This is a genomic window from Amycolatopsis bullii (assembly GCF_014654205.1).
GTDB lineage: Bacteria > Actinomycetota > Actinomycetes > Mycobacteriales > Pseudonocardiaceae > Amycolatopsis > Amycolatopsis plumensis.
Genome location: NZ_BNAW01000004.1, coordinates 247,260 through 266,550, shown reverse-complemented (window position 1 = coordinate 266,550; position 19,291 = coordinate 247,260). Strand labels below are relative to the sequence as shown.

Below are 19,291 nucleotides of genomic sequence, written 5' to 3'. Positions count from 1 at the left end.
AACCCGCTCCCCAGCGTAATGGCGTCCGCGTCCGCTACTTCCCGGCCGCCGGAGCCGCGGGCGGGAACAGCCGGCCGAGCGGCGGCTCGAAGCCGGCTTCCTCCAGGGCCGCCAGCAGCTGGGCCCGCAGCGCCCGCTGCACCGCCCACTGCTTGCCCGGCCGCACCTTGACCGTCAGGCGCAGCGAGAGCCCCTCCGGTGTGACGGCTTCCACACCCAGCATCTCCGGCGGCTCGAGGACGTTGTCCTTCAGCGCGTCACCTTCGGTGGCCGCGGACGCCGCGGCCGCGAGCACCGTCGTCGCGCGTTCGACGTCGGCGGTGTAGCCGAGGGGCACGTCGACGACGGCCACCGCGAAGCCCTGACTGGAGTTGCCGACGCGCAGCACCTCGCCGTTGCGGACGTACCAGACCGTGCCCTTGACGTCACGCAGGGTGGTGATCCGCAAGCCCACGGACTCGACCGTGCCGGACGCTTCGCCGACGTCCACGACGTCACCGACGCCGTACTGGTCCTCGACCATCATGAAGATCCCGGACAGGAAGTCCTTGACCAGGTTCTGCGCACCGAACCCGATCGCGACCCCGATGATGCCGGCCGACGCGATGATCGGGCCGAGGTTGATGCCGAGTTCACCCAGCACGAGGATGAACGCCAGGCCGTAGATCAGGAACGTCGCCAGCGACTTCAGCACCGAGCCGATGGTCATCGCGCGCTGGCGGCGGCGTTCGATGACGGCGGAGCCGAGCACCTCCGGCGCGCGCTCGCGCAGCGGGCGCAGCAGCGACGGGAGCTTGCCGCCGGTCTTCGGCAGCGTGGTGATGCGGTTGATCAGCCGTCTCACCAGCATGCGGACCAGGAACGCGATCACGATGATCATCAGGATCTTGACCGGCTTGGTGATCAGCCAGTTCGCCGAACCCGCCAGCCACAGGTTGTGCGTGACGTCGTACACCGTGTAGCAGAACGTGCTGGGGTCCTTCACGCACGGCGGATCGGCGGAGGGGAGCAGGGAGAGCACGGCGGTTCGTTCATCCTTCCGATCGGGTCGGCCGCCCCAACGGCAAGTGGATGTTGGGTCGCGCGGATGTGACACGTCTTGTAACACACGTGCGCTGGGGGCCTGTTCTGTGGTCGACTATGCCTACGCCCCTGGAGGTGGTCGAGTGCCAGACCGACAACCCAGCCCCCGCGGCGTCTCCGGCCAAGCCACGGCCGACGAGGCGCCAGAGGTGGTTCTGCGTGCCTATCCGGGGGGTTCCGCATCCGGCGGAGCCGTCCCGGCCGGGCCGGGGACCCGCCCAGGGGGAGTGACCCGCCCGCCCGGACAGCGTAGTAGAGGCCGGGATCCGGCCGCCCCGGCCTGGGGCCGGCGCCGGGTGCTCCTGCTCAACGCCACGTTCGAGCCGCTGACCGCGTTGCCGCTGCGGCGCGCTGTCGTGCTCGTGATGTGCGGCAAGGCCGAAGTGGTCCACGGTGACCCCGGCGGGACCGAGCTGCATTCGGCGAAGGTTTCGCTGCCGGTGCCCTCGGTGATCCGCCTCAGCACGTACGTGCGCGTACCGTATCGCGCGCAGGTACCGCTGACCCGTGCGGGCCTCATGCACCGCGACCGGTACCGCTGCGCCTACTGCGGAGGGCGGGCCGAGACGATCGACCACGTCGTCCCGCGCAGCCGGGGCGGCCCCCACAGCTGGACCAACTGCGTCGCCTGCTGCGCCAAGTGCAACCACCGCAAGGCGGACCGGCTGCTCTCGGAGATCGGCTGGCGGCTGCGGATCGTCCCGCGGGCGCCCCACGGCCCGCACTGGCGGCTGCTCGCGCACTCCAAGGAGGCCGATCCGCTCTGGCGGCCGTATCTCGGCTCCGCCGCCTAGGTTCCACCGGGGGCGGAGCCCCCTGACAAGCCGGCGCCCCGGCTGCCTGTGCGGCGGCCGGGGCGAGCCGGGTGCTTGCGCGATGTGCTCAGGTAGTACGCGCGGCCCTGGAGTACGGGTCAGGCAGCGAGCGCGAAGTCGCTCTGGCAGGTGACGCGGGTGCCCATGGTGACGCGCGTGCCGCGGGTGACCCGGGTGCCTCGCGTGACGCGGGTGCCGCAGGTGACTCGTGTGCCGGCCGTCACACGCGTGCCCATCGTGACGCGAGTGCCACGCGTGACCCGGGTCCCTCGGGTGACTCGCGTGCCCGCCGTCACCCGGGTGCCGGGCGTTTGCGCGGTGACTCGTGTACCGCGAGTGACGCGTGTACCCCGGGTAACCCTTGTGCCCGCCGTCACACGCGTTCCGGGCACGGATTCGATCTCGCTCAGTGACGAAGAGGTCTCGGTGATCGCCTGTGCGGACGTCTGGACGCTGTTCATGGCAAGGCCTCCTGGGACCGGTGCGTTACCTGCTGGGGCTGAAGAGCGGGGCGCAAGGCCCGTACAGGTGAAAAAGCTACGAGGATTTCAAGGTCCCGACAAGACGACAGCGGCGGGTGCGGCCGCCTGTACGTTGAGTTGCAACCTTTCGGCCCGACGGGCTTCGCCCCAACGTTCCAGTCGCCGCGAGCCAAGCGGCGGACGGCAGTCGGCTTACGACGAACGGTCGAGTGCGCCGCGCGCGGTGGGTGCGGAGGTCATCCGATACGCTCAGCGCCGTGAACGTTGTCGAGACGATCGTGGTCTTCGCCGTGATCCCGCTGGCCATCTACGGCCTCGCCGGGCTGCTGACGCTCCGACGCAGGTCCGGCGGTGCCCCGCGGCACCGGTCCGGCCAGGCCTGGGAGTACCCGGCCATGTGGTGGAGCGCCAACCCCGAGGGCGCGGGACACCGGCACGCCGGCACTGAGAATGCGGCGCCCGAGGGCGCCCCGACCGCGGCGGGAGGCGCTCGTGGCAACTGGTGAGCTGACCAAGCGCGTCGACGAGTCCGAGCTGGGCTACGGCGAGGCGCTGACGGCGACCGGACGCGTGTCCGCGGCCAAGATGTACGAGCCGGCGGCGCCCGCCGGGCCGTTCAACACCCGCCAACTGGCCCGCCTCGACGAAGCGCTGACGTTCGCTTCGCGGGAGACCGGCTTGGACTTCAGCCTGTACCTCGGCGAGCTCGGGGCGGAGAGCCGGGAGACGGCGGAGAACCTGCACGCGACGACGGCGGACCCGGCGAACTCGGTGCTGATCGCGGTCTCGCCGGGCGAGCGGAAGATCGAGATCGTCACGGGCAAGGTGGCGCACCTGCGCCTGCCGGACCGGGGCGCGAAGCTGGCGGTGGCGAGCATGGTGGCGTCCTTCAAGGAGGGCGACCTGGTTCGCGGGCTGGTCAACGGTTTGGTGAACGCCCTGCGGATGCTGTCGGACCAGGCTGGTCCGGCGCCTCGCTGACGCTTTTGGCATTGCGGCCCCGCACCTGTTGGGTGCGGGGCCGTTTCGCGTTCGGTGTCAGCGCGGGCTTTGGTCGGCGAACTCGACGGTGAACCCGTCCGGATCCCGCAGCTGCAGCTGCCGCTCGAAACCGCGATCGCGCGGCGGGCCCGGCACCCGGACACCTCGCGCGACGAGATCTGCGTAGAGCTCGTCGAGGTCGTCGGCCAGCAGCTCGACCTGGACGAACTTCCGCAACCGCTGGACTCGCTCGTCCTCCTGCTCGACGACTGTTCCCAGTTCCAGCAGTCCGAGGGTGCCCCGGTCCAGGCGCAGGAGTGCGAACCGGTCTGTGTGGACCTCGAGGGTGAAGCCGAGTGCGGTGTAGAAGGGGATGGATCGGTCGAGACTGGTGACCGGGAGGCTCATTCCGGCGAACGTGATCACGGCGGCTCTCTCTGCTCGTAGAGTGCGCCAAGGACAGTCAGCCGGCGGGCGTTCCGACGCTGCACCCGCTCGGTCAGCTTAACAAGGGGTTCGGGCTGCCCTGCCGGATTTGCGCTGCCGGATTCTGCCCTGCCGGGCGGTTCCGTGCCGTGCCGTGCCCGGTTGGGCGGTGCTGGTGGCGGGCCGTGCTTTCGCACGGCCCGCCACGCGAAATCAAGCCTGCGCGTCGAAGTCCCGCGCCGCCAGCGCTCGCACGATTCCTGCCCGGCCCTCCGAAACCAGCCGGCGGAGCGCCTGCGGGTGGTCGCCCTTCAGCCACTCGTCCGAGGCCGTCACCGTCTCGGGGTCCACCGCCCAGGACGGGTACAGGCCGATGGCGATCGGCTGGGCCCGCTCGCTCGAGCGGCGCTGCCAGACCTCGTCGATCACCTCGAAGTAGCGAGCCACGTACGACCCCAGCAGGGCCTTCTGGCCCGGGTGCGAGAAGCCCGAGATCAGCGAGTCGCTGACCGCGTTCGGCAGCTCGTCGTCGTACACCGCCCGCTGCCACGCGTCGGCCTTGGCCTCCGCCGTCGGGCGCAACGCTCGCGCGCGCTCTGCCTGGCGGCGGCCCGTTGCCGTGTTGTCGCGGGCCAGCTCGGCGTCGATCTCCGTCGCGGCCGCCTTGCCGTGGGCCACCAGCGCGTGCAACAGGCGCCAGCGGAGGTCCGTGTCGACCGTGAGCCCCGGAAGCGGCGCCGACTCGTCCAGCCAGCCGGACAGCACCGACAAGGTGGCGTCGTCGAGCACCGAGCCCGCCAGGGAGTTCACGAACGCCAGCTGGTGGTCCGAACCCGGCTCCGCCTCCCGGACCAGCTCCAGCAGCCGCGCGGTGAACGCCGGCCAGCCCGTCGAGGCCGCCCACTCCTGCTCCGCGTACGAGTTCAGCGCCGTCTGGGCCTGCAGCAGCAGGCGCTGGACCACGCCGACCTCGGTCTCCGTGTGGATGCCGCGCTGCACCAGCGTGACGAAGTCTCGCGCCTTCAGTTCGGCTTCGCGGGTCATCTCCCACGCCGCCGACCAGCAGAGCGTGCGCGGGAGCGGCTCGGTGATGTCGGCGATGCGGTCGATCAACGTCGTCAGCGACGCCGGGTCGAGGCGCATCGTGCAGTACGTCAGGTCGTCGTCGTTGACCAGCACGAGCTTGCCCGCGGGCAGGCCGACCAGGTCCGGCACCTCGGTGCGCTCGCCGTCGACGTCCAGCTCGACGCGCTGGGTCCGGACGATCTTGCCCGAGCCGTCCTCGTCGTAGACCCCGACGGCGACGCGGTGCGTGCGCAGCTCACCGGCGCCCGGCTTCGCGCCGGACTGGACGACGGCGAACGACGTGAACTTGCCGTCCGCGCCGACCTCGTAGCGCGGGCTGAGCGAGTTCAGGCCGGTGGTCTCCAGCCACTGCGCGCTCCACCACGACAGGTCGCGGCCGGACGCCTCCTCCAGCGCGCCCAGCAGGTCCGCCAGCGTGGCGTTGCCCCAGGCGTGCTTGCCGAAGTACACCTTCAGGCCGTCGAGGAAGTGGTCGAGCCCGACGTAGGCGACGAGCTGCTTGAGAACGCTCGCGCCCTTGGCGTAGGTGATGCCGTCGAAGTTGACCTCGACCGCGTGCAGGTCGACGATGTCGGCCGCGATCGGGTGCGTCGAAGGCAGCTGGTCCTGGCGGTAGGCCCACGACTTCTCGATGTTCGCGAAGCTGGTCCACGCGTTCTTGTACTCGGTCGCCTCGGCCTGGGCCAGGACGCTCGCGAAGGTCGCGAACGACTCGTTCAGCCACAGGTCGTCCCACCAGCGCATGGTGACCAGGTCGCCGAACCACATGTGCGCCATCTCGTGCAGCAGCGTCTCGGCGCGCCGCTCGTAGGCGTAGCGGGTGACGCGGCTGCGGAAGACGTAGTCCTCCAGGAACGTCACCGCGCCGGCGTTCTCCATCGCGCCCGCGTTGAACTCCGGCACGAACAGCTGGTCGTACTTGGAGAACGGGTACGGCGTGCCGAACTTCTCGTGGTAGAAGCCGAAGCCCTGCTTCGTCTCGGTGAAGAGGCGATCGGCGTCCATGTGCTCGGCCAGCGACGCGCGGCAGTAGATGCCGAGCGGGATGGTCTTGTGGTCGTCGGTGTACTCGTCACGCCATTCGGCGTACGGGCCGGCGACCAGCGCGACCAGGTACGTCGAGATCCGCTCGGACTCCTTGAACACCGTCCGGACGGCGCCTTCCGGCGTCTCCTCGGCGGACTCCACGATCGCGTTGGAGACGACCTTCCAGTCCTTCGGCGCGACCACCGTGAGCCGGTAGACCGACTTCAGGTCAGGCTGGTCGAAGCAGGCGAACATGCGCTTGGCGTCCGCCGTCTCGAACTGCGTGTACAGGTAGACGCTGTCGTCGACCGGGTCGACGAACCGGTGCAGGCCCTCGCCGGTGTTCATGTACCGGCAGTCGGCGGACACCGTGAGCTCGTTGGCCTCGGCCAGCCCGGTCAGGGTGATGCCCTTGTCTTCGACGTACGCGCTGACGTCGACGTCCGCGCCGTTCAGGGTGGCCGAGTGCACGCGGTCGGCGACGATGTCGACCCACGTCGATTCGCCGGCCCGGGCGCTGGAGAACCGGACGGTCGTCGTCGACGCGAAGGTCTTCTCCCCGGGTCCGCCGTGGCCGTCGGTCAGATCGAGCTCGATGTCGTAACCGGTGACGTCGAGCAGATCCGCGCGCAGCTTGGCTTGGTCGCGGGTCAGGTTGGGGGCGGGCACAGGCACCTCTGGTCGTTGGTATCGGTTTTCAACTCCCCGCATCCAATCATGGGGACGGGGTGGCGGGCGATAAGGGAACAACCCCGCGTTTCCCGGTGTTGGCCTCCTCGTGTGGGGGTCCGCCCACATCGAGACATGACTCAGGAGTGCCCGCATGACCGCTGCCGAGCAGCCCACGAAGGTCGATTTCTACTTCGACCCGATCTGCCCGTTCGCGTGGATCACCTCCCGCTGGATCCTCGAGGTGGAGAAGCACCGCACCCTGGACCTGCGCTTCCGGATCATGAGCCTGTCGGTGCTGAACGAGGGCCGGGACGAGCTGCCCGAGCAGTACAAGGAGCTCTTGGCGAAGGGCTGGGGCCCGGTGCGCGTGGCGGTGGCGCTGTCGCAGGCCAAGGGCGAGGAAATGCTGCGCGAGTACTACACCGAGTTCGGCACCCGCTTCCACAACCAGGGCAACAAGGACTACGACACGGTCATCAAGGAGGCACTGGCCGCGATCGGCGCGCCGGCCGAGCTGGCCGACGCCGCCCACTCGACCGAGTACGACGAGGCGCTGAAGAAGAGCCACCACGAGGGCATGGACCCGGTCGGCCAGGACGTCGGCACCCCGACGATCCACATCGACGGCGTGGCGTTCTTCGGGCCGGTCCTGACCTCGATCCCGCGTGGCGAAGACGCCCTGAAGGTGTTCGACGGCGCGGTGGCGCTGGCGAGCTACCCGGACTTCTTCGAGCTCAAGCGCACCCGGACCGGCGACCTGAACTTCGACTAGGGCGTTTCCAGGGCGGCCAGGGTGACGTCGCTGGGGTAGCGGGACGCGGCGACGGCGGCGACCTCGGTCGTTTCGCCGCGGCCCACGCCCGCCTTGAGCGAGATCAGCTCGTGCAGGCCGTCCCGGTGGTAGCGCAGGAAGCCCGCGTCCACCGGGTCGCCGTGGCCGGGCACGACGGCGCGCGGCTCCAGCGCGAGGATCGCGTCGAACGCGTCCGGCCAGGCGGTCAGGTCGGTTTCGGAGCTGAACGAGAACGCGCTGAACCCGGCCTCGGCGTTCTCGACCACGTCCCCGGCGAAGACGACCGCCGCGTCCGGGACGTGCACCACCACGTCGTGGTCCGTGTGCGCCGGGCCGGGGTGCAGCAGGGCCGCGGTCCGGCCGCCCAGGTCCAGCTCGACGCGGCCGGTGAAGGTGTGGTCCGGAGCGATAATGGTCGTGCGGGAGATCGCGTCCGCGATGTCCGGCTTGCCCTCTTTGCGGTAGTAGGCCTCCCAGGTGGCGCGGCGGGCGCCGGGGTCCGCGGTGAGCTCGGCCGCGCAGCGCTCGTGCGCCCAGACCTCGCAGGGCAGGAACGCCTCGGTGCCCCAGGCGTGGTCGAAGTGCGCGTGCGTGTAGACGACGGTCCACGGCAGCGGCGTGATCTCGCGGACCGCGGCGGCCAGCTCGGCGCCCTGCTCGACGTCGCCGCGGGTGTCGACGACCAGGCAGCGCTCGGCGCCCACCACCAGCCCGACGGTCAGGTCCAGCTCCTCGTAGCGGCGGGCGTGGACGCCCTCGGCGACCTCGATCCAGCGGCCGGTCATGCCAGTACTCCTTCGGTCAGGACGGGAGCGGTGTCGCTCACGTCGAGTCGGGCGGCCAGCGCGACGTCGCCGCCGTGACCGGCTTCGCTCAGCTCGCGCCCCGACACGCAGCTTGCCAGGGCCGTGACGTCGGCGGACCGCGCGGCGAGCGCGGCTTCGGCGGACAGCGAGAGCCCGTGCCCGGCCAGTGCGGCCGCGATCGCTCCGGCCCCCACCTGGTCCTCCACGCAGGGCCGCAGCGGTCCGAACGTTTCGCCGTGGCCGAAAATGTTCACCCCCCAGCGTTCCCCGGCCGCGATCAGCCCGACCGGGCCACCCAGCGAGACGGCCTTCGCGGCGACGGCGGAGGCGTTGCGCAGGCAGCCCGCCAGCACGTGCGCGCCGGTCGCCGCGGCCGCGTCGCACAGCGTCGCGCCGTTGGGTGAGGGGAGCGCGAGCAGGGTCCCCGGAGGGATGTCCGTCACAGACGACGGCCGCAGGGTGAAGCGGCCCTCGCCGGCGATGACCGCCCCGGCCGCGCGAGCCTGGGCCACGCCGCGCTCGTCGCGCCACCGGACCGGCAGCACCCGGCCGCCGCGGGCGACCACGAGATCCGTGGTGGTGCTGAAGGAGAGCACGTCGACGACCACCAGCACCGCGCATTCACGGCCGAGGGCGGCGACCCCTTCGGCGCCCCAGTCGAGCCGCACGTCGCTGCCGGTCTGCTCCCAGATCCCCACCCCCGGAGCATGCCCGAGATCGGCCCTGGTGGCAGACTCGCAGGCGTGCGTGTCTACTTGGGATCCGACCATGCCGGTTTCGAGCTGAAGAACCACCTGGTGGCTCACCTGGAGAAGCAGGGCCACGAGGTCACCGACATCGGTCCGCACGTCTACGACGCGGACGACGACTACCCGGCGTTCTGCGTCGAGACGGCGTTGCGGGTGGTGGCCGACGAGGGCAGCCGCGGCATCGTCGTCGGCGGCTCGGGCAACGGCGAGCAGATCGCCGCCAACAAGGTCCCCGGCGCCCGCGCCGGCCTGGCCTGGAGCGTCGAGACCGCCAAGCTGTGCCGGGAGCACAACCACGCCCAGCTGATCGGCGTCGGCGCCCGGATGCACACCGCCGAGGAGGCCGTCGAGATCGTCGAGGCGTTCCTGGCGACGGAGGTCTCGCCGGAGGAGCGGCACGCCCGCCGCGTCCAGCAGCTGCTCGACTACGAGCGCACCGGGACCCCGCCGGCGTTGCCGGAGGCCTGATGCCCGAAGGGCACACGCTCCACCGGCTCGCGCGGCTGCACAAGCGCCGGTTCGCCGGCGCCCCGGTCGCGGTGAGCAGCCCGCAGGGCCGGTTCGCCGCCGAAGCGTCCCGTTTGGACGGTCAGGTGTTCGCCGGCGCCGAGGCGCACGGCAAGCACCTCTTCCACGACTACGGCCCGCACGGAATCGTGCACATCCACCTGGGCCTCTACGGCACGTTCGGCGAGTCGCCGCTGCCCGCGCCCGAGCCGGTCGGCCAGGTCCGGCTGCGGCTGGCCGGCCGGACACATTGGACGGACCTGCGCGGGCCGACGAAGTGCGAGCTGCTGGCCCCGGAGCAGGCCGACGCGATCAAGGCCCGGCTCGGCCCGGACCCGCTGCGCCGGGACGCGAAACCGGAGCTGGCCTGGGCGAAGATCTCGCGGTCCAGGACGTCGATCGCGGCCCTGCTGATGGACCAGGCGGTGCTCGCGGGGGTCGGGAACGTCTACCGCGCCGAGGTGCTGTTCCGCCACGGCGTCGCGCCCCTGACACCGGGACGTGCCCTCGATCGGGCCCTGTGGGACGCCATGTGGGCCGACCTGGTGACCTTGATGCGCGACGGCGTCCGCGTCGGCCGCATCGACACGGTCCGCCCGGAGCATCTGCCGGAGGCGATGGGCCGCGCGGCCCGGGTCGATCGCCACGGCGGCGAGGTCTACGTCTACCGCCGCGCGGGCGAGCCGTGCCTGATCTGCGGCACGCCGGTGGCGAACTCGGAGCTGGTGGGCCGCAACCTCTACTGGTGCCCCCGCTGCCAGAACTGACGCAGTGAATGACTCATTCCTGGCGTCCGACGCCAGGAATGAGTCATTCACTGCAAGCGAGGCCGGGCCTCAGAAGTCGAAGCCGCCGCCGTCGAAGCCACCACCATCGAAGCCGCCGCCGTCGAAACCGCCGCCGCCCCAGTCGCCGCCGCCGTCTCCGCCCCAATCGCCCCCGCCGTCGCCCCCGCCGTCGAAGTCGCCGCCGCCGTCTCCGCCCATGTCGCCCGACTCGAGGGCGTCCTGCTGGCCCGCGTCGTAGCCGGACTCCCAGGCCGAGGCGCTCGCGATGCCGCTCATGCCGGAGAACATCGCGCTGAACAGGAACATCGACCCGAGACCCCAGGCGCCGGCGACCAGCGCGGGCTTCCACCACGGCTCGCTGTACCAGCCCTGCGGCACCGGACGGCCCGCGACTCGGCCGCCGGGGTAGTAGTACGGCGTGTCCTGGCCGGCCTCGGGGGAGGCGGCGTAGTGCTGGCCCTCGACGTCGACCTCGCGACGCTCGGTGACCTTTCCGGCGCGCTCGCGCTCGGCCTCCTCCGGCAGCTGCGGGCCGGGGTCCATGCCCATCGCGACGCGCGCGGCGCGGACGTAGTAGAGACCCTCGACGGCGGTGTCCTTGACCAGCCGGGCCTGCTCGATCGTGCGAGCCTGCTCCAGCTGGGAGCCGGCCGCGTTGTAGCGCTCGCTCGCGTCGGCCATCGCCTGCATGGAGGCGGTGTCGTTGCCGTTGAGGTTGAGGACCTGGCCGCCGAGCCGCTCGACCAGGCGGCGGGCGTCGGCCTTGGCGTCGTCCAGCTCCCGCTGCCGGGCCGCGGCGCGCTGCCGCGAGAAATAGAGGCCGCCACCGACGATCACGACGACGAGCACGATCAGGAAGATCGCGGTGCCCATGGACCACTCCCAGAAGTTCGGGGCTCGGTGACTGCTGGTCACCTTTGAAACGGACAACGCGGACGCTACGCGGAGGGTTCCCGCCGAGTGATCCGGCCCACCGCGAGGCCTGGCCGAAAAAACTAGAACACGTTATAGTTCAGCCATGAAGTTCACCCTGTCGATCGCGATGAACCCCCTCGATCAGCTGGGCGAGCTCGCCCGGGCCGCCGAAGAGGCCGGCTTCGCCTCCATTGCCCTGCCCGACTCGCTCTTCTACGCCGAGACGGTGGACACGGACTACCCGTACACCCCCGACGGCAGCCGGTTCTGGACCGGGGAGACGCCCTGGGTGGACCCGCTGGTGGCCACCGCGTCGATGGGCGCGGTGACCAGCCGGATCCGCTTCTACACGTCGGTGCTCAAGCTCGGCTCGCGCAACCCGGTGCTGCTGGCCCGCCAGGTCGGCTCGGCCGCGGTGCTCACCGGCGGCCGGTTCGGCCTCGGGCTCGGCGTCGGCTGGCTGCCGCAGGAGTTCGAGTACTGCGGCGTCCCGTTCGAGCGGCGCGGCAAGCGCGTCGACGAAGCCATCGACGTGCTGCGGCTGATCCTCGACGGCGGCATGGTCGAGTACCACGGCGAGTTCTACGACTTCGACAAGATCCAGATGAGCCCGGCGCCGCCGAGCCGGGTGCCGTTCTACATCGGCGGCCACACCGAAGTCGCGCTGAAGCGCGCCGCGCGGGTCTCCGACGGCTGGTCGTCGGCGATGATGAAGCTCGAGGACCTGCGCTCCACCATCGCCCGGCTGAAGGAGCTGCTGGCCGAGCAGAGCCGCGCGGACGACCCGTTCGAGTACCAGGCGGTCTGCATCGACGCGTTCGGCCTGGACGGCTACCGCGCGCAGGCCGAAGCCGGCGTCACGGACGTCATCACCATGCCGTGGGTGTTCGACGGTGTCGGCTTCGACGCCCCCGTCGAGCCGAAGCTCGAAGCGATCCGCAAGTTCGGGGCCGAGATCATCGCGAAGTTCGAGGAGTGACTCCCATGGGCGTGCAGGTCAGCTGGGACACCGGCGAGGAGCAACCACCCGCGCGGCGCGCGGCGTTCGCGTCGATGACCGCGGTGACAGCGGGCGACAAGGAGGGCTGGCTGGCCCTGTTCGCCCCGGACGCGGTGGTCGAGGACCCCGTCGGCCCGTCGTTCTTCGACTCCGACGGCAAGGGCCACCACGGCCGCGAGGGGATCGCCGCGTTCTGGGACAAGACGATCGCCAACGTCGAGCGCTTCGAGTTCACCATCCGCGACTCCCACGCGGGCGGCGACGAAGTGGCCAACGTCGGCACGATCACGACGTTCCTCCCGGGCGGCTACCGCGTCGACACCGACGGGGTGTTCGTCTACCGCGTCGGCGACGACGGCCTGATCCGGTCCGTGCGGGCGTTCTGGGAGACCGAGCGCGCGATGGCGACGGCCCGGCAGGTGACCGAATGACGTCCCGGCCAGCGGAAACCGGATTTCATATCTGATACATGATCCCTTGACTCCCGGATAAGCAGGACTCTTTACTAACTGGTGCAGACCTCTGATGTCTCCACCTCCGGGAGTACGCATGTCCTCATTCCGACGTGTCGCGACCGCGGTCTCCGCGTTCGCGATCGCGGCAAGCGGTCTCGTGGTGAGCCCGCCCGAAGCGCTCGCCCTCGAAAACGGGTTGCTGCGCACGCCACCGATGGGCTTCAACAACTGGAATTCGACGCAGTGCCGCGCCGAGTTCACCGAGACGATGATCAAGGGCATCGCGGACATCTTCGTCAGCAAGGGCCTGAAGGACGCCGGTTACACCTACGTCAACATCGACGACTGCTGGGCCCTGCCGTCCCGCAACTCGGCGGGCGATCTGGTGCCCGACCCGGCGCGGTTCCCCGGCGGCATCAAGGCACTGGCCGACTACGTGCACGCCAAGGGGCTGAAGTTCGGCATCTACACCAGCGCCGGCACGAAGACCTGCAACAAGGCCGGATTCCCCGGCGCGCTGAACCACGAGCAGCAGGACGCGAACCTGTTCGCCTCCTGGGGTGTCGACTACCTGAAGTACGACAACTGCAACAACCAGGGCGTCGACGCGCAGCAGCGGTACAAGGCGATGCGGGACGCGCTCGCGAAGTCCGGCCGCGCCATCGCGTACTCCATCTGCGAGTGGGGCCAGAACCAGCCGTGGACGTGGGCCGCGCCGGTCGGGAACCTGTGGCGCACCACCGGTGACATCTCCGACAAGTGGTCGAGCATGATCGGCAAGGCGCAGGCCAACCGCGGTCTCGCGCAGTACGCCGGTCCCGGCCACTGGAACGACCCGGACATGCTGGAGGTCGGCAACGGCGGGATGACCGCGGCGGAGTACCGCACGCACTTCAGCCTGTGGGCGATGATGGCGGCGCCGCTGCTGATCGGCAGCGACCTGCGCAAGGTGTCCGACGACAACTTCGCGATCCTCAAGAACACCGACGTCATCGCGCTCGACCAGGACCCGCTGGGCAAGCAGGCGACCGTGCTCGGCGCCGACGGCGGGCTGGTCGTCTACAGCAAGGTGCTGGCGAACGGTGACCGCGCGGTGGCGCTGTCCAACGAAACGGCCGCGACGGCGACGATCAGCACGACCGCGTCCGCCACGGGGATCGGCAGCGCGTCCTCGTACACGCTGAAGGACCTGTGGAGCAAGGCCACCCGGACGACCACCGGCACGATCAGCGCGTCGGTGCCCTCGCACGCGACGGTGCTCTACCGCGTGTCCCGTGCCGGTGGCCCGACGCGCTACGAAGCCGAGTCGGCGGTCGTCTCGGAGGGCGGCACAATCGACGCGAACCACGCGGGCTTCTCCGGAACCGGCTTCGCGAACGGCGCCAACGCCGTCGGCAGCTACGTCGAATGGCAGGTGACGGGACCGGCCTCGGCGCTGACGTTCGGCTACGCGAACGGCACGGCGGCGGCGCGCCCGGTGGACATCTCGGTGGACGGCACGGTGGTCGCCGCCGCGGTGCCGTTCCCGGCGACCGGCGCCTGGACGACGTGGAGCACGGTGGCCCGCTCCGTGGCGTTGCCGTCGGGCTCGCACACGGTCCGCGTGACGGCGACGACGGCCGACGGCCCGGCGAACCTCGACTACCTGGACCTCTCCCCGGAGGTGCGGGCGTCGTAGGTCTCCCGGGCCGCTTCGACCTTGCCGAGGTTGCCCGACCACTCGGAGAGCGACGCGAACAGCGGGCCGAGGCTGCGGCCGAGTTCGCTGATCTCGTACTCGACGCGTGGCGGCACCTCGGCGTGGTAGGTCCGGGTGATCAGGCCGTCCCGTTCCAGCTGCCGCAGCCGCTGGGTGAGCACCTTCGGGGTGATCGTGGTGATCCGGCGCTGCAGTTCGACGAACCGCTGCCGGCCGTACTCGTGGAGCGCCCACAGGATCGGCGTGGTCCACCGGCTGAAGACGATGTCGACCACCGGGGCGATCGGGCAGGCCTGCTCGGGAGTGGTCTCGGTCACTTTGCGGGCCTCCAGCCAATACTTTCCTCTAGGTACCTACTATACCGAGGGTTGTAGCGTCCTTCCCATGATCATGGTGGTGGGAGCGACGGGAAATGTCGGAGCACCGCTGGTGCGGATGCTGGCCGAGGCGGGCGAAGAGGTGACGGCGGTGTCCCGCCGGATCACGGAGGCACCCGCGGGAGTCGTGGTGCGGCAGGGTGAGCTGGCCTCGCTGGACTTCGCGGGGGTGTCGGCGCTGTTCTTGATGGCGCCGCCGGGATTCCGTGGGCCGTTGGAGCCGGTGCTGGAGCGAGCGCGCGAGGCCGGCGTCGAACGGGTGGTGCTGCTGTCCTCGCAGGGGGTGGGAACGGGCCGGCACCCGGCGGCGTTCGAGGAGGCGGTACGGGCCTCGGGTCTGAAGTGGACAGTGCTGCGCCCGGCCGGGTTCGCGTCGAACGCGTTCCAGTGGGCGGAAAGCGTGCGGGCCGCACGCGAGGTGGCCGCGCCGTTCGGGGATGTGGCGCTACCGGTGATCGACCCGGAGGACATCGCCGCGGTGGCGGCGGCGGCGCTGCTTTCCGCATCGCACGAGGGACGGACCTATGTCCTGACCGGTCCGTCGCCGGTGTCCCCGCGCGACCAGGCGGCGGCTCTGGGAGAAGCGGTGGGGGAGCCGGTGCGGTTCGTCGAGCGGTCGCGGGACGAAGTGCGCGCGGTGTTGCTGGAGTTCATGCCGCCGGAGGTGGCGGACTCGACGCTGGACATCCTCGGCTCGCCGACGCCTGAGGAACAGCTGGTGAGCCCGGACGTCTCGCGCGTCCTGGGCCGCCAACCGCGCTCGTTCGCGGAGTGGGCGGCACGTTTCGCGGGGGCGTTCAAGTGACGAAGCTGGCTTACCGTTCGTCGGGGTCGGGAGCGCCCGTGGTGTTCCTGCACGGCAATCCGACGTCGTCGCACTTGTGGCGCAACGTGATGCCGTCCCTGCCGGGCCGGCGCCTGGCCCCGGACCTGATCGGCATGGGCGAGTCCCCGAGGCCGGACATCGCGTACACGTTCGAGGAGCACGCAAGCTATCTGGACGAGTGGTTCAATTCGTTGTCGTTGACGGACGTGGTCCTGGTCGGCCACGACTGGGGTGGCGCGCTGGTGGCGGACTGGGCGTCCCGCCACCCGTCGCGAGTCCGGGCCTTGGCGTTCACCGAAGCGGTCTTGAAGCCGATGTCGTGGGAGGAGTTCCCACCGGCGGGAGCGGAGGTGTTCCGCGCGATCAAGACCCCGGGCGTGGGTGAGTCCCTGATCGGCAACTTCCTGTCCGGGCTGCCGCCGGAGTACGCGACCTCGTTCCACCGCCCGCTGCTGCAGTGGGCCCGCTCGTTGCCATTGGGCGGCGAGCCCCCCGAGGTGGTGGCCCGAATCGAGGCATTCAACGGCTGGCTGGCGTCTTCGACGGAAGTCCCCAAGCTCCTGGTGACATTCGACCCGGCCTTCGACACGATGCTGACCCCACCAATGGTGAACTGGATGGCGGCGAACTTCGCATCCCTGCAGGTGGTGCACCGCCCGGAGAGGGCGGGCCACCACACCCCAGAAGACCAGCCCCAAGCCCTGGCGGACACGTTGGCGGAGTGGCTGCACCGCGTGCCAGCGTAGGACCGGAGAAGTTAGCTCTTCCGTTTGTTGACTTGCTTGCCGGCTGCTCGATGCGGTGGCCCGCCCTGGATGGTGTTGAGTGCGTCCTCGAATTGTTTGACCAGCGCATTGCTTTTCCCGAGGCTGATCCTGAGACGTATGAGTAGTCGTAGCACAAGGCTCATGGCCCGCTGGGCGTTTCCTGCCTGCGCCGTCCAAATCGCCAGTTCGAGTTGGGCAATAAGCGTGCTCCGGTGATACGGCCCTCGCTGATCGGTGAACTGATCGACTACCTCGAGATAGAGGTCTCTGGCGGTGGTCGGGTCGCCTGCCTCGCCGATGACGTTGGCGTAACTTTTTCGGAGCTCAATGGTGTCAAGGTGCAGGGCGCCCAGTGTGTCGATGGCGTCGACCAGCAGTTCTTTGGAAATGGTGATCGCCTCATCGAACCGCTCGATCTGCGCCAGGCAATTGGCTACGCGGCTGCGAGTGGCTAGCGTGTACACATGCTTTGGTCCGATGACGCGGGCACGCACCGGCAGCAGTTCCTCGAGCATCCGGTGGGCCAGGTCGGTCTCGCCCAGGATAATATAAGCAGTGGCCAGGTCGTGCCGCGTGATCAAGGTGTCGGGGTGCTCGGCACCCAGTACCCTGGTCTGCACCTCGAGCAGGTCCAGCAGCAGTGACTGGGCGCGCGGTGTGTCGGAGGTTTCCACCCAGAACGCTACCCCGTGGCGTGCACGGAGCACACGCTCGTCCTCAATACCGAGCGCCGGGGAGATGTCGTCGACCAGGGTTTCCAGCTGCGCGACAGCCGTGCGTGCGTTACCCAGGTCCCCGTGGAGAAAGGCCAGGTTGTACCTCAAATCAAACGTCGACGGATCCTTCGGGATGTGGCCGACGACTGTGAGGGCGTGGCTGTTGAGGCGGTTGAACTCCTCCATGGTTTGCAGGGTGAGTGGCCGTTGCGGCAGCGCCGTGTTGACCAGGTCGCAAGCCCGGGCGGCTTGCTTGGAGCCGTCGCCGATGCGGTGCCGGGTGACGGCCTGGATGAGGCGATGGACGGTGATCGAGCCTTCTGCGCCGCGGTTGACCAGGCTGTGGGAGAGGAGTTCACCGACGGCCTTGGTGAGGGTGAACTCGTCGGACGCGAGCGGCTGGAGCACCGAGGTCGGGATCGAGTCCGGGGCGAAGTAGGCGATGGTGTCGAGGACCTGCCGGGCGGTGGGGGACAACTTGCCGATGGCCAGCAGCCAGGTCGTGGCCAGGGTGTGAGGGTAGTCGTCGGGCTGGCCGTCGGCATGGAGATCGGCGCTGCGTTCGCGATAGAAGCGCAGGTAGGTGGCCAGGTCGATGCCGTTGACCGCGGTAAAGGAGGCGGCCTGCGCAAGGGCCAGGGGAAGACCGCCGAGTTCTTCGGCGAGTTCGGCCGCGGCCGTGGTGTCGGTGTCCTGGGACATCGTCGTGAGCAGTTCGACGGCGGCGTCGGCGGCGAGCGGGGTCACGTGGTGGACGGCGTGGGCGTTGGGCCAGTGGTGGGCTTGGCTGGTGACCAGGACGTGGCCGTTACCCCGAGCCGGGATGAGCCCCCGCAGGGCGGCTGAGTCGGGAACGTTGTCCAGGACCAGCAGCCACGGCTGCCGGCTCTCGGCCAGCCATGCGGTGGCGATCTGCACGGCGTTGCGGACGAGCTTGGCTTCGGCGGTGGAGTAAACCAGTTCGAGGAGACCGCGGTACTCGCCGTCGACGGCCGTCGAATCCTCGGCGCGGACCCACCAGACGACGCCGTAGTCGTCGAGGTGCTGCTGAGCGTAGGCACGCGCGAGACTCGTCTTCCCCACTCCGCCCATGCCGGTGATGACCTGGACCATGGGTGCCCGCTTCTTGCGCGGAGCCGCGAAACCCGCGCGCAGTTCGGCGAGTTCGTGGTCGCGCCCGATGACCTCGGCGACCCCCGCCACCTGCGGCGACACCACTTGCGCGAACACCGGCGCGACCGGCGCGTAGTTGTTGGTGACGGTCAGGTCGCGACCCACTCCGCCGACGGCGGTGCCGCCGGTGATCGGGCCAGTGGCGAGGGCGAGGTCGGTGCCGGTCGCGGAGTGCCCTATGTCCGCGCCGGCCCCTGAGGGAACTGGACCGTGCCGCCGGTGATGCCGCCGATGGAGATACCGTGGTCCTTGGCTTCCACCGAACCCTTGATGGTCACGCCGCCGGGTCCGACCTGCGACGGTGCCGGGGTTAAGGTGGCAAGCTGAGCAGCGAAGGCGGAGTCCTCGTCGGCGGCTTCCTCGATCGCCATGCGTACCCGGTCCCGCGTCCGCGAGCTGATTTCGCCGCTCTCGGCTTCCTGGGCCATTTTCGCCACGGCCGGGTCGCTTCCCAGCTTGGCCAGAACGGCGTCGTGGACGCGATCCATGGTCACGTCGACGGCGTCGTCGGCAATGCCGTCGACCCGCTTGACGGCTCGGCCCGCTTTGCGGAGGAACCACCCGATGAGGGCCGCAACCGCGACTTCGACACCTGTCATGTCCCGCTCCGTTCCGTGCTTCCGGTTCATCCCCTCCGGAAGCACCATCGGCTGCGCACCCCAGAGCCCGTCCACACTTGATCGCGCGGACGACGCCAGTTGCTACACAAAACCGCGAAGTAGTACGGACCACCCAAGGGCACCACGCAGCAATGACCACGGCTCGCTCACGCAACCCCACTGCCGACGTGAGATAGAGGTTCGCCCACGCAACCACGCTGCCAACGTGACATGAGGCACCGTGGGGGGTCCGGGGGGCTCGGCCCCCCGGGTACAACAACATCCCGGCGAGGGTTCGCGCGTTCCGCGAACACACCTCACCCAGTCGGGATGACAGGATTTGAACCTGCGACCCTCCGCTCCCAAAGCGGATGCGCTACCAAGCTGCGCCACATCCCGGTGCACCCCCAGGGGGGTGTGTGATCAGCCTAGCGGGTCACGCTAAGCTGGCCTCGCACCCGGGTACCTCGGGGGCACGCGGGTGTAGCTCAATGGTAGAGCCCTAGTCTTCCAAACTAGCTACGCGGGTTCGATTCCCGTCACCCGCTCA

General features: G+C 69.8%; 21 protein-coding genes and 2 tRNA genes. 12 read left to right on the top strand and 11 right to left on the bottom strand.

Going from position 1 to position 19,291, the window contains the following annotated elements:
- Window positions 1-34 precede the first annotated feature (34 nt).
- On the bottom strand, window positions 35-1,012 hold the full coding sequence (locus IE317_RS07985; RefSeq protein ID WP_373308996.1) for a mechanosensitive ion channel family protein: 978 nt from the start codon (window positions 1,010-1,012) through the stop codon (window positions 35-37).
- 367 nt (window positions 1,013-1,379) lie between these two features.
- Between IE317_RS07985 and IE317_RS07980 the strand changes: the two genes are divergently transcribed.
- The gene (locus tag IE317_RS07980) at window positions 1,380-1,877 is read left to right on the top strand and encodes an HNH endonuclease (RefSeq protein WP_191307762.1); all 498 of its coding nucleotides are present in this window, start codon (window positions 1,380-1,382) and stop codon (window positions 1,875-1,877) included.
- A 119-nt stretch (window positions 1,878-1,996) separates the two neighbouring features.
- Here IE317_RS07980 and IE317_RS07975 read toward each other — a convergent pair whose 3' ends face one another.
- Window positions 1,997-2,359 carry a hypothetical protein gene (locus tag IE317_RS07975; protein WP_191307760.1) on the bottom strand — a complete coding sequence of 121 codons (363 nt, stop codon included), beginning with the start codon at window positions 2,357-2,359 and terminating at the stop codon, window positions 1,997-1,999.
- Window positions 2,360-2,637: 278 nt separating this feature from the next.
- Between IE317_RS07975 and ctaJ the strand changes: the two genes are divergently transcribed.
- Both ctaJ and IE317_RS07965 read left to right on the top strand, forming a co-directional pair.
- Complete coding sequence (gene ctaJ, locus IE317_RS07970; RefSeq protein ID WP_191307758.1) at window positions 2,638-2,886, top strand: aa3-type cytochrome oxidase subunit CtaJ; 249 nt, start codon at window positions 2,638-2,640, stop codon at window positions 2,884-2,886.
- Window positions 2,873-3,361, top strand: a complete 489-nt coding sequence (locus IE317_RS07965; protein ID WP_191307757.1) for a DUF5130 family protein — start codon at window positions 2,873-2,875, stop codon at window positions 3,359-3,361. The genes ctaJ and IE317_RS07965 overlap by 14 nt, the downstream gene beginning before the upstream one ends.
- 57 nt (window positions 3,362-3,418) lie before the next feature.
- On the opposite strand, the gene IE317_RS07960 is transcribed toward IE317_RS07965, so the two are convergent.
- Both IE317_RS07960 and pepN read right to left on the bottom strand, forming a co-directional pair.
- Complete coding sequence (locus IE317_RS07960) at window positions 3,419-3,787, bottom strand: VOC family protein (protein ID WP_229902538.1); 369 nt, start codon at window positions 3,785-3,787, stop codon at window positions 3,419-3,421.
- Window positions 3,788-4,000: 213 nt separating this feature from the next.
- Window positions 4,001-6,568: an aminopeptidase N gene (gene pepN / locus IE317_RS07955; RefSeq protein ID WP_191307909.1), complete on the bottom strand. Its 2,568-nt coding sequence runs from the start codon at window positions 6,566-6,568 to the stop codon at window positions 4,001-4,003.
- A gap of 154 nt (window positions 6,569-6,722) precedes the next feature.
- Between pepN and IE317_RS07950 the strand changes: the two genes are divergently transcribed.
- Window positions 6,723-7,343: a mycothiol-dependent nitroreductase Rv2466c family protein gene (locus IE317_RS07950; RefSeq protein WP_191307754.1), complete on the top strand. Its 621-nt coding sequence runs from the start codon at window positions 6,723-6,725 to the stop codon at window positions 7,341-7,343.
- Here IE317_RS07950 and IE317_RS07945 read toward each other — a convergent pair.
- Both IE317_RS07945 and IE317_RS07940 read right to left on the bottom strand, forming a co-directional pair.
- Window positions 7,340-8,149 (bottom strand): MBL fold metallo-hydrolase, encoded by an 810-nt coding sequence (locus IE317_RS07945; protein ID WP_191307752.1) that lies wholly within the window; start codon window positions 8,147-8,149, stop codon window positions 7,340-7,342. The genes IE317_RS07950 and IE317_RS07945 overlap by 4 nt on opposite strands.
- Window positions 8,146-8,868, bottom strand: coding sequence for a 2-phosphosulfolactate phosphatase (locus tag IE317_RS07940; protein ID WP_229902537.1), 723 nt, complete (start codon window positions 8,866-8,868; stop codon window positions 8,146-8,148). Before IE317_RS07940 ends, IE317_RS07945 begins: the two co-directional genes overlap by 4 nt.
- 45 nt (window positions 8,869-8,913) lie before the next feature.
- On the opposite strand from IE317_RS07940, the gene IE317_RS07935 reads away from it, so the two are divergent.
- Window positions 8,914-9,387: a ribose-5-phosphate isomerase gene (locus IE317_RS07935; RefSeq protein ID WP_191307748.1), complete on the top strand. Its 474-nt coding sequence runs from the start codon at window positions 8,914-8,916 to the stop codon at window positions 9,385-9,387.
- Window positions 9,387-10,193, top strand: coding sequence for an Fpg/Nei family DNA glycosylase (locus IE317_RS07930; protein ID WP_191307747.1), 807 nt, complete (start codon window positions 9,387-9,389; stop codon window positions 10,191-10,193). Before IE317_RS07935 ends, IE317_RS07930 begins: the two co-directional genes overlap by 1 nt.
- Before the next feature lie 69 nt (window positions 10,194-10,262).
- Here IE317_RS07930 and IE317_RS07925 read toward each other — a convergent pair whose 3' ends face one another.
- On the bottom strand, window positions 10,263-11,087 hold the full coding sequence (locus IE317_RS07925; RefSeq protein ID WP_191307745.1) for a hypothetical protein: 825 nt from the start codon (window positions 11,085-11,087) through the stop codon (window positions 10,263-10,265).
- 145 nt (window positions 11,088-11,232) lie between these two features.
- Between IE317_RS07925 and IE317_RS07920 the strand changes: the two genes are divergently transcribed.
- From IE317_RS07920 to IE317_RS07910, 3 genes are all read left to right on the top strand, one after another.
- Window positions 11,233-12,108 (top strand): TIGR03619 family F420-dependent LLM class oxidoreductase, encoded by an 876-nt coding sequence (locus tag IE317_RS07920; RefSeq protein WP_191307743.1) that lies wholly within the window; start codon window positions 11,233-11,235, stop codon window positions 12,106-12,108.
- Between the two features lie 5 nt (window positions 12,109-12,113).
- Window positions 12,114-12,560, top strand: a complete 447-nt coding sequence (locus IE317_RS07915) for a nuclear transport factor 2 family protein (RefSeq protein ID WP_191307742.1) — start codon at window positions 12,114-12,116, stop codon at window positions 12,558-12,560.
- A 118-nt stretch (window positions 12,561-12,678) separates the two neighbouring features.
- Entirely contained in the window at window positions 12,679-14,262 is a 1,584-nt protein-coding gene (locus IE317_RS07910; protein WP_191307740.1) for a carbohydrate-binding protein, read from the top strand.
- Here the strand turns inward: IE317_RS07910 and IE317_RS07905 are convergent.
- Window positions 14,226-14,600: a winged helix-turn-helix transcriptional regulator gene (locus tag IE317_RS07905; protein WP_191307738.1), complete on the bottom strand. Its 375-nt coding sequence runs from the start codon at window positions 14,598-14,600 to the stop codon at window positions 14,226-14,228. The two genes, IE317_RS07910 and IE317_RS07905, sit on opposite strands and share 37 nt — an antisense overlap.
- Before the next feature lie 67 nt (window positions 14,601-14,667).
- On the opposite strand from IE317_RS07905, the gene IE317_RS07900 reads away from it, so the two are divergent.
- A complete protein-coding gene (locus IE317_RS07900; RefSeq protein WP_191307736.1) occupies window positions 14,668-15,465 on the top strand; it encodes an NAD(P)H-binding protein in 798 nt (265 codons plus the stop codon).
- 38 nt (window positions 15,466-15,503) lie between these two features.
- Window positions 15,504-16,232, top strand: coding sequence for an alpha/beta fold hydrolase (locus IE317_RS07895; protein WP_229902536.1), 729 nt, complete (start codon window positions 15,504-15,506; stop codon window positions 16,230-16,232).
- An 11-nt stretch (window positions 16,233-16,243) separates the two neighbouring features.
- On the opposite strand, the gene IE317_RS07890 is transcribed toward IE317_RS07895, so the two are convergent.
- The 3 genes from IE317_RS07890 to IE317_RS07880 form a co-directional block, all read right to left on the bottom strand.
- The gene (locus IE317_RS07890; RefSeq protein ID WP_191307733.1) at window positions 16,244-18,247 is read right to left on the bottom strand and encodes a tetratricopeptide repeat protein; all 2,004 of its coding nucleotides are present in this window, start codon (window positions 18,245-18,247) and stop codon (window positions 16,244-16,246) included.
- Between the two features lie 71 nt (window positions 18,248-18,318).
- Complete coding sequence (locus tag IE317_RS07885; protein ID WP_191307731.1) at window positions 18,319-18,741, bottom strand: chromosome partitioning protein; 423 nt, start codon at window positions 18,739-18,741, stop codon at window positions 18,319-18,321.
- 325 nt (window positions 18,742-19,066) lie between these two features.
- A tRNA-Pro gene (locus IE317_RS07880) sits at window positions 19,067-19,140 on the bottom strand.
- 78 nt (window positions 19,141-19,218) lie between these two features.
- Between IE317_RS07880 and IE317_RS07875 the strand changes: the two genes are divergently transcribed.
- Window positions 19,219-19,289, top strand: a tRNA-Gly gene (locus IE317_RS07875).
- Window positions 19,290-19,291 lie beyond the last annotated feature (2 nt).

Bases quoted from the DNA above. Each gene is read 5' to 3' on its own strand.
- IE317_RS07975 (WP_191307760.1), bottom strand. From the start codon at position 2,359: ATGAACAGCGTCCAGACGTCCGCACAGGCGATCACCGAGACCTCTTCG.
- IE317_RS07950 (WP_191307754.1), top strand. From the start codon at position 6,723: ATGACCGCTGCCGAGCAGCCCACGAAGGTCGATTTCTACTTCGACCCG.
- IE317_RS07945 (WP_191307752.1), bottom strand. From the start codon at position 8,149: ATGACCGGCCGCTGGATCGAGGTCGCCGAGGGCGTCCACGCCCGCCGC.
- IE317_RS07930 (WP_191307747.1), top strand. From the start codon at position 9,387: ATGCCCGAAGGGCACACGCTCCACCGGCTCGCGCGGCTGCACAAGCGC.
- IE317_RS07925 (WP_191307745.1), bottom strand. From the start codon at position 11,087: ATGGGCACCGCGATCTTCCTGATCGTGCTCGTCGTCGTGATCGTCGGT.
- IE317_RS07920 (WP_191307743.1), top strand. From the start codon at position 11,233: ATGAAGTTCACCCTGTCGATCGCGATGAACCCCCTCGATCAGCTGGGC.
- IE317_RS07915 (WP_191307742.1), top strand. From the start codon at position 12,114: ATGGGCGTGCAGGTCAGCTGGGACACCGGCGAGGAGCAACCACCCGCG.
- IE317_RS07910 (WP_191307740.1), top strand. From the start codon at position 12,679: ATGTCCTCATTCCGACGTGTCGCGACCGCGGTCTCCGCGTTCGCGATC.
- IE317_RS07900 (WP_191307736.1), top strand. From the start codon at position 14,668: ATGATCATGGTGGTGGGAGCGACGGGAAATGTCGGAGCACCGCTGGTG.
- IE317_RS07885 (WP_191307731.1), bottom strand. From the start codon at position 18,741: ATGACAGGTGTCGAAGTCGCGGTTGCGGCCCTCATCGGGTGGTTCCTC.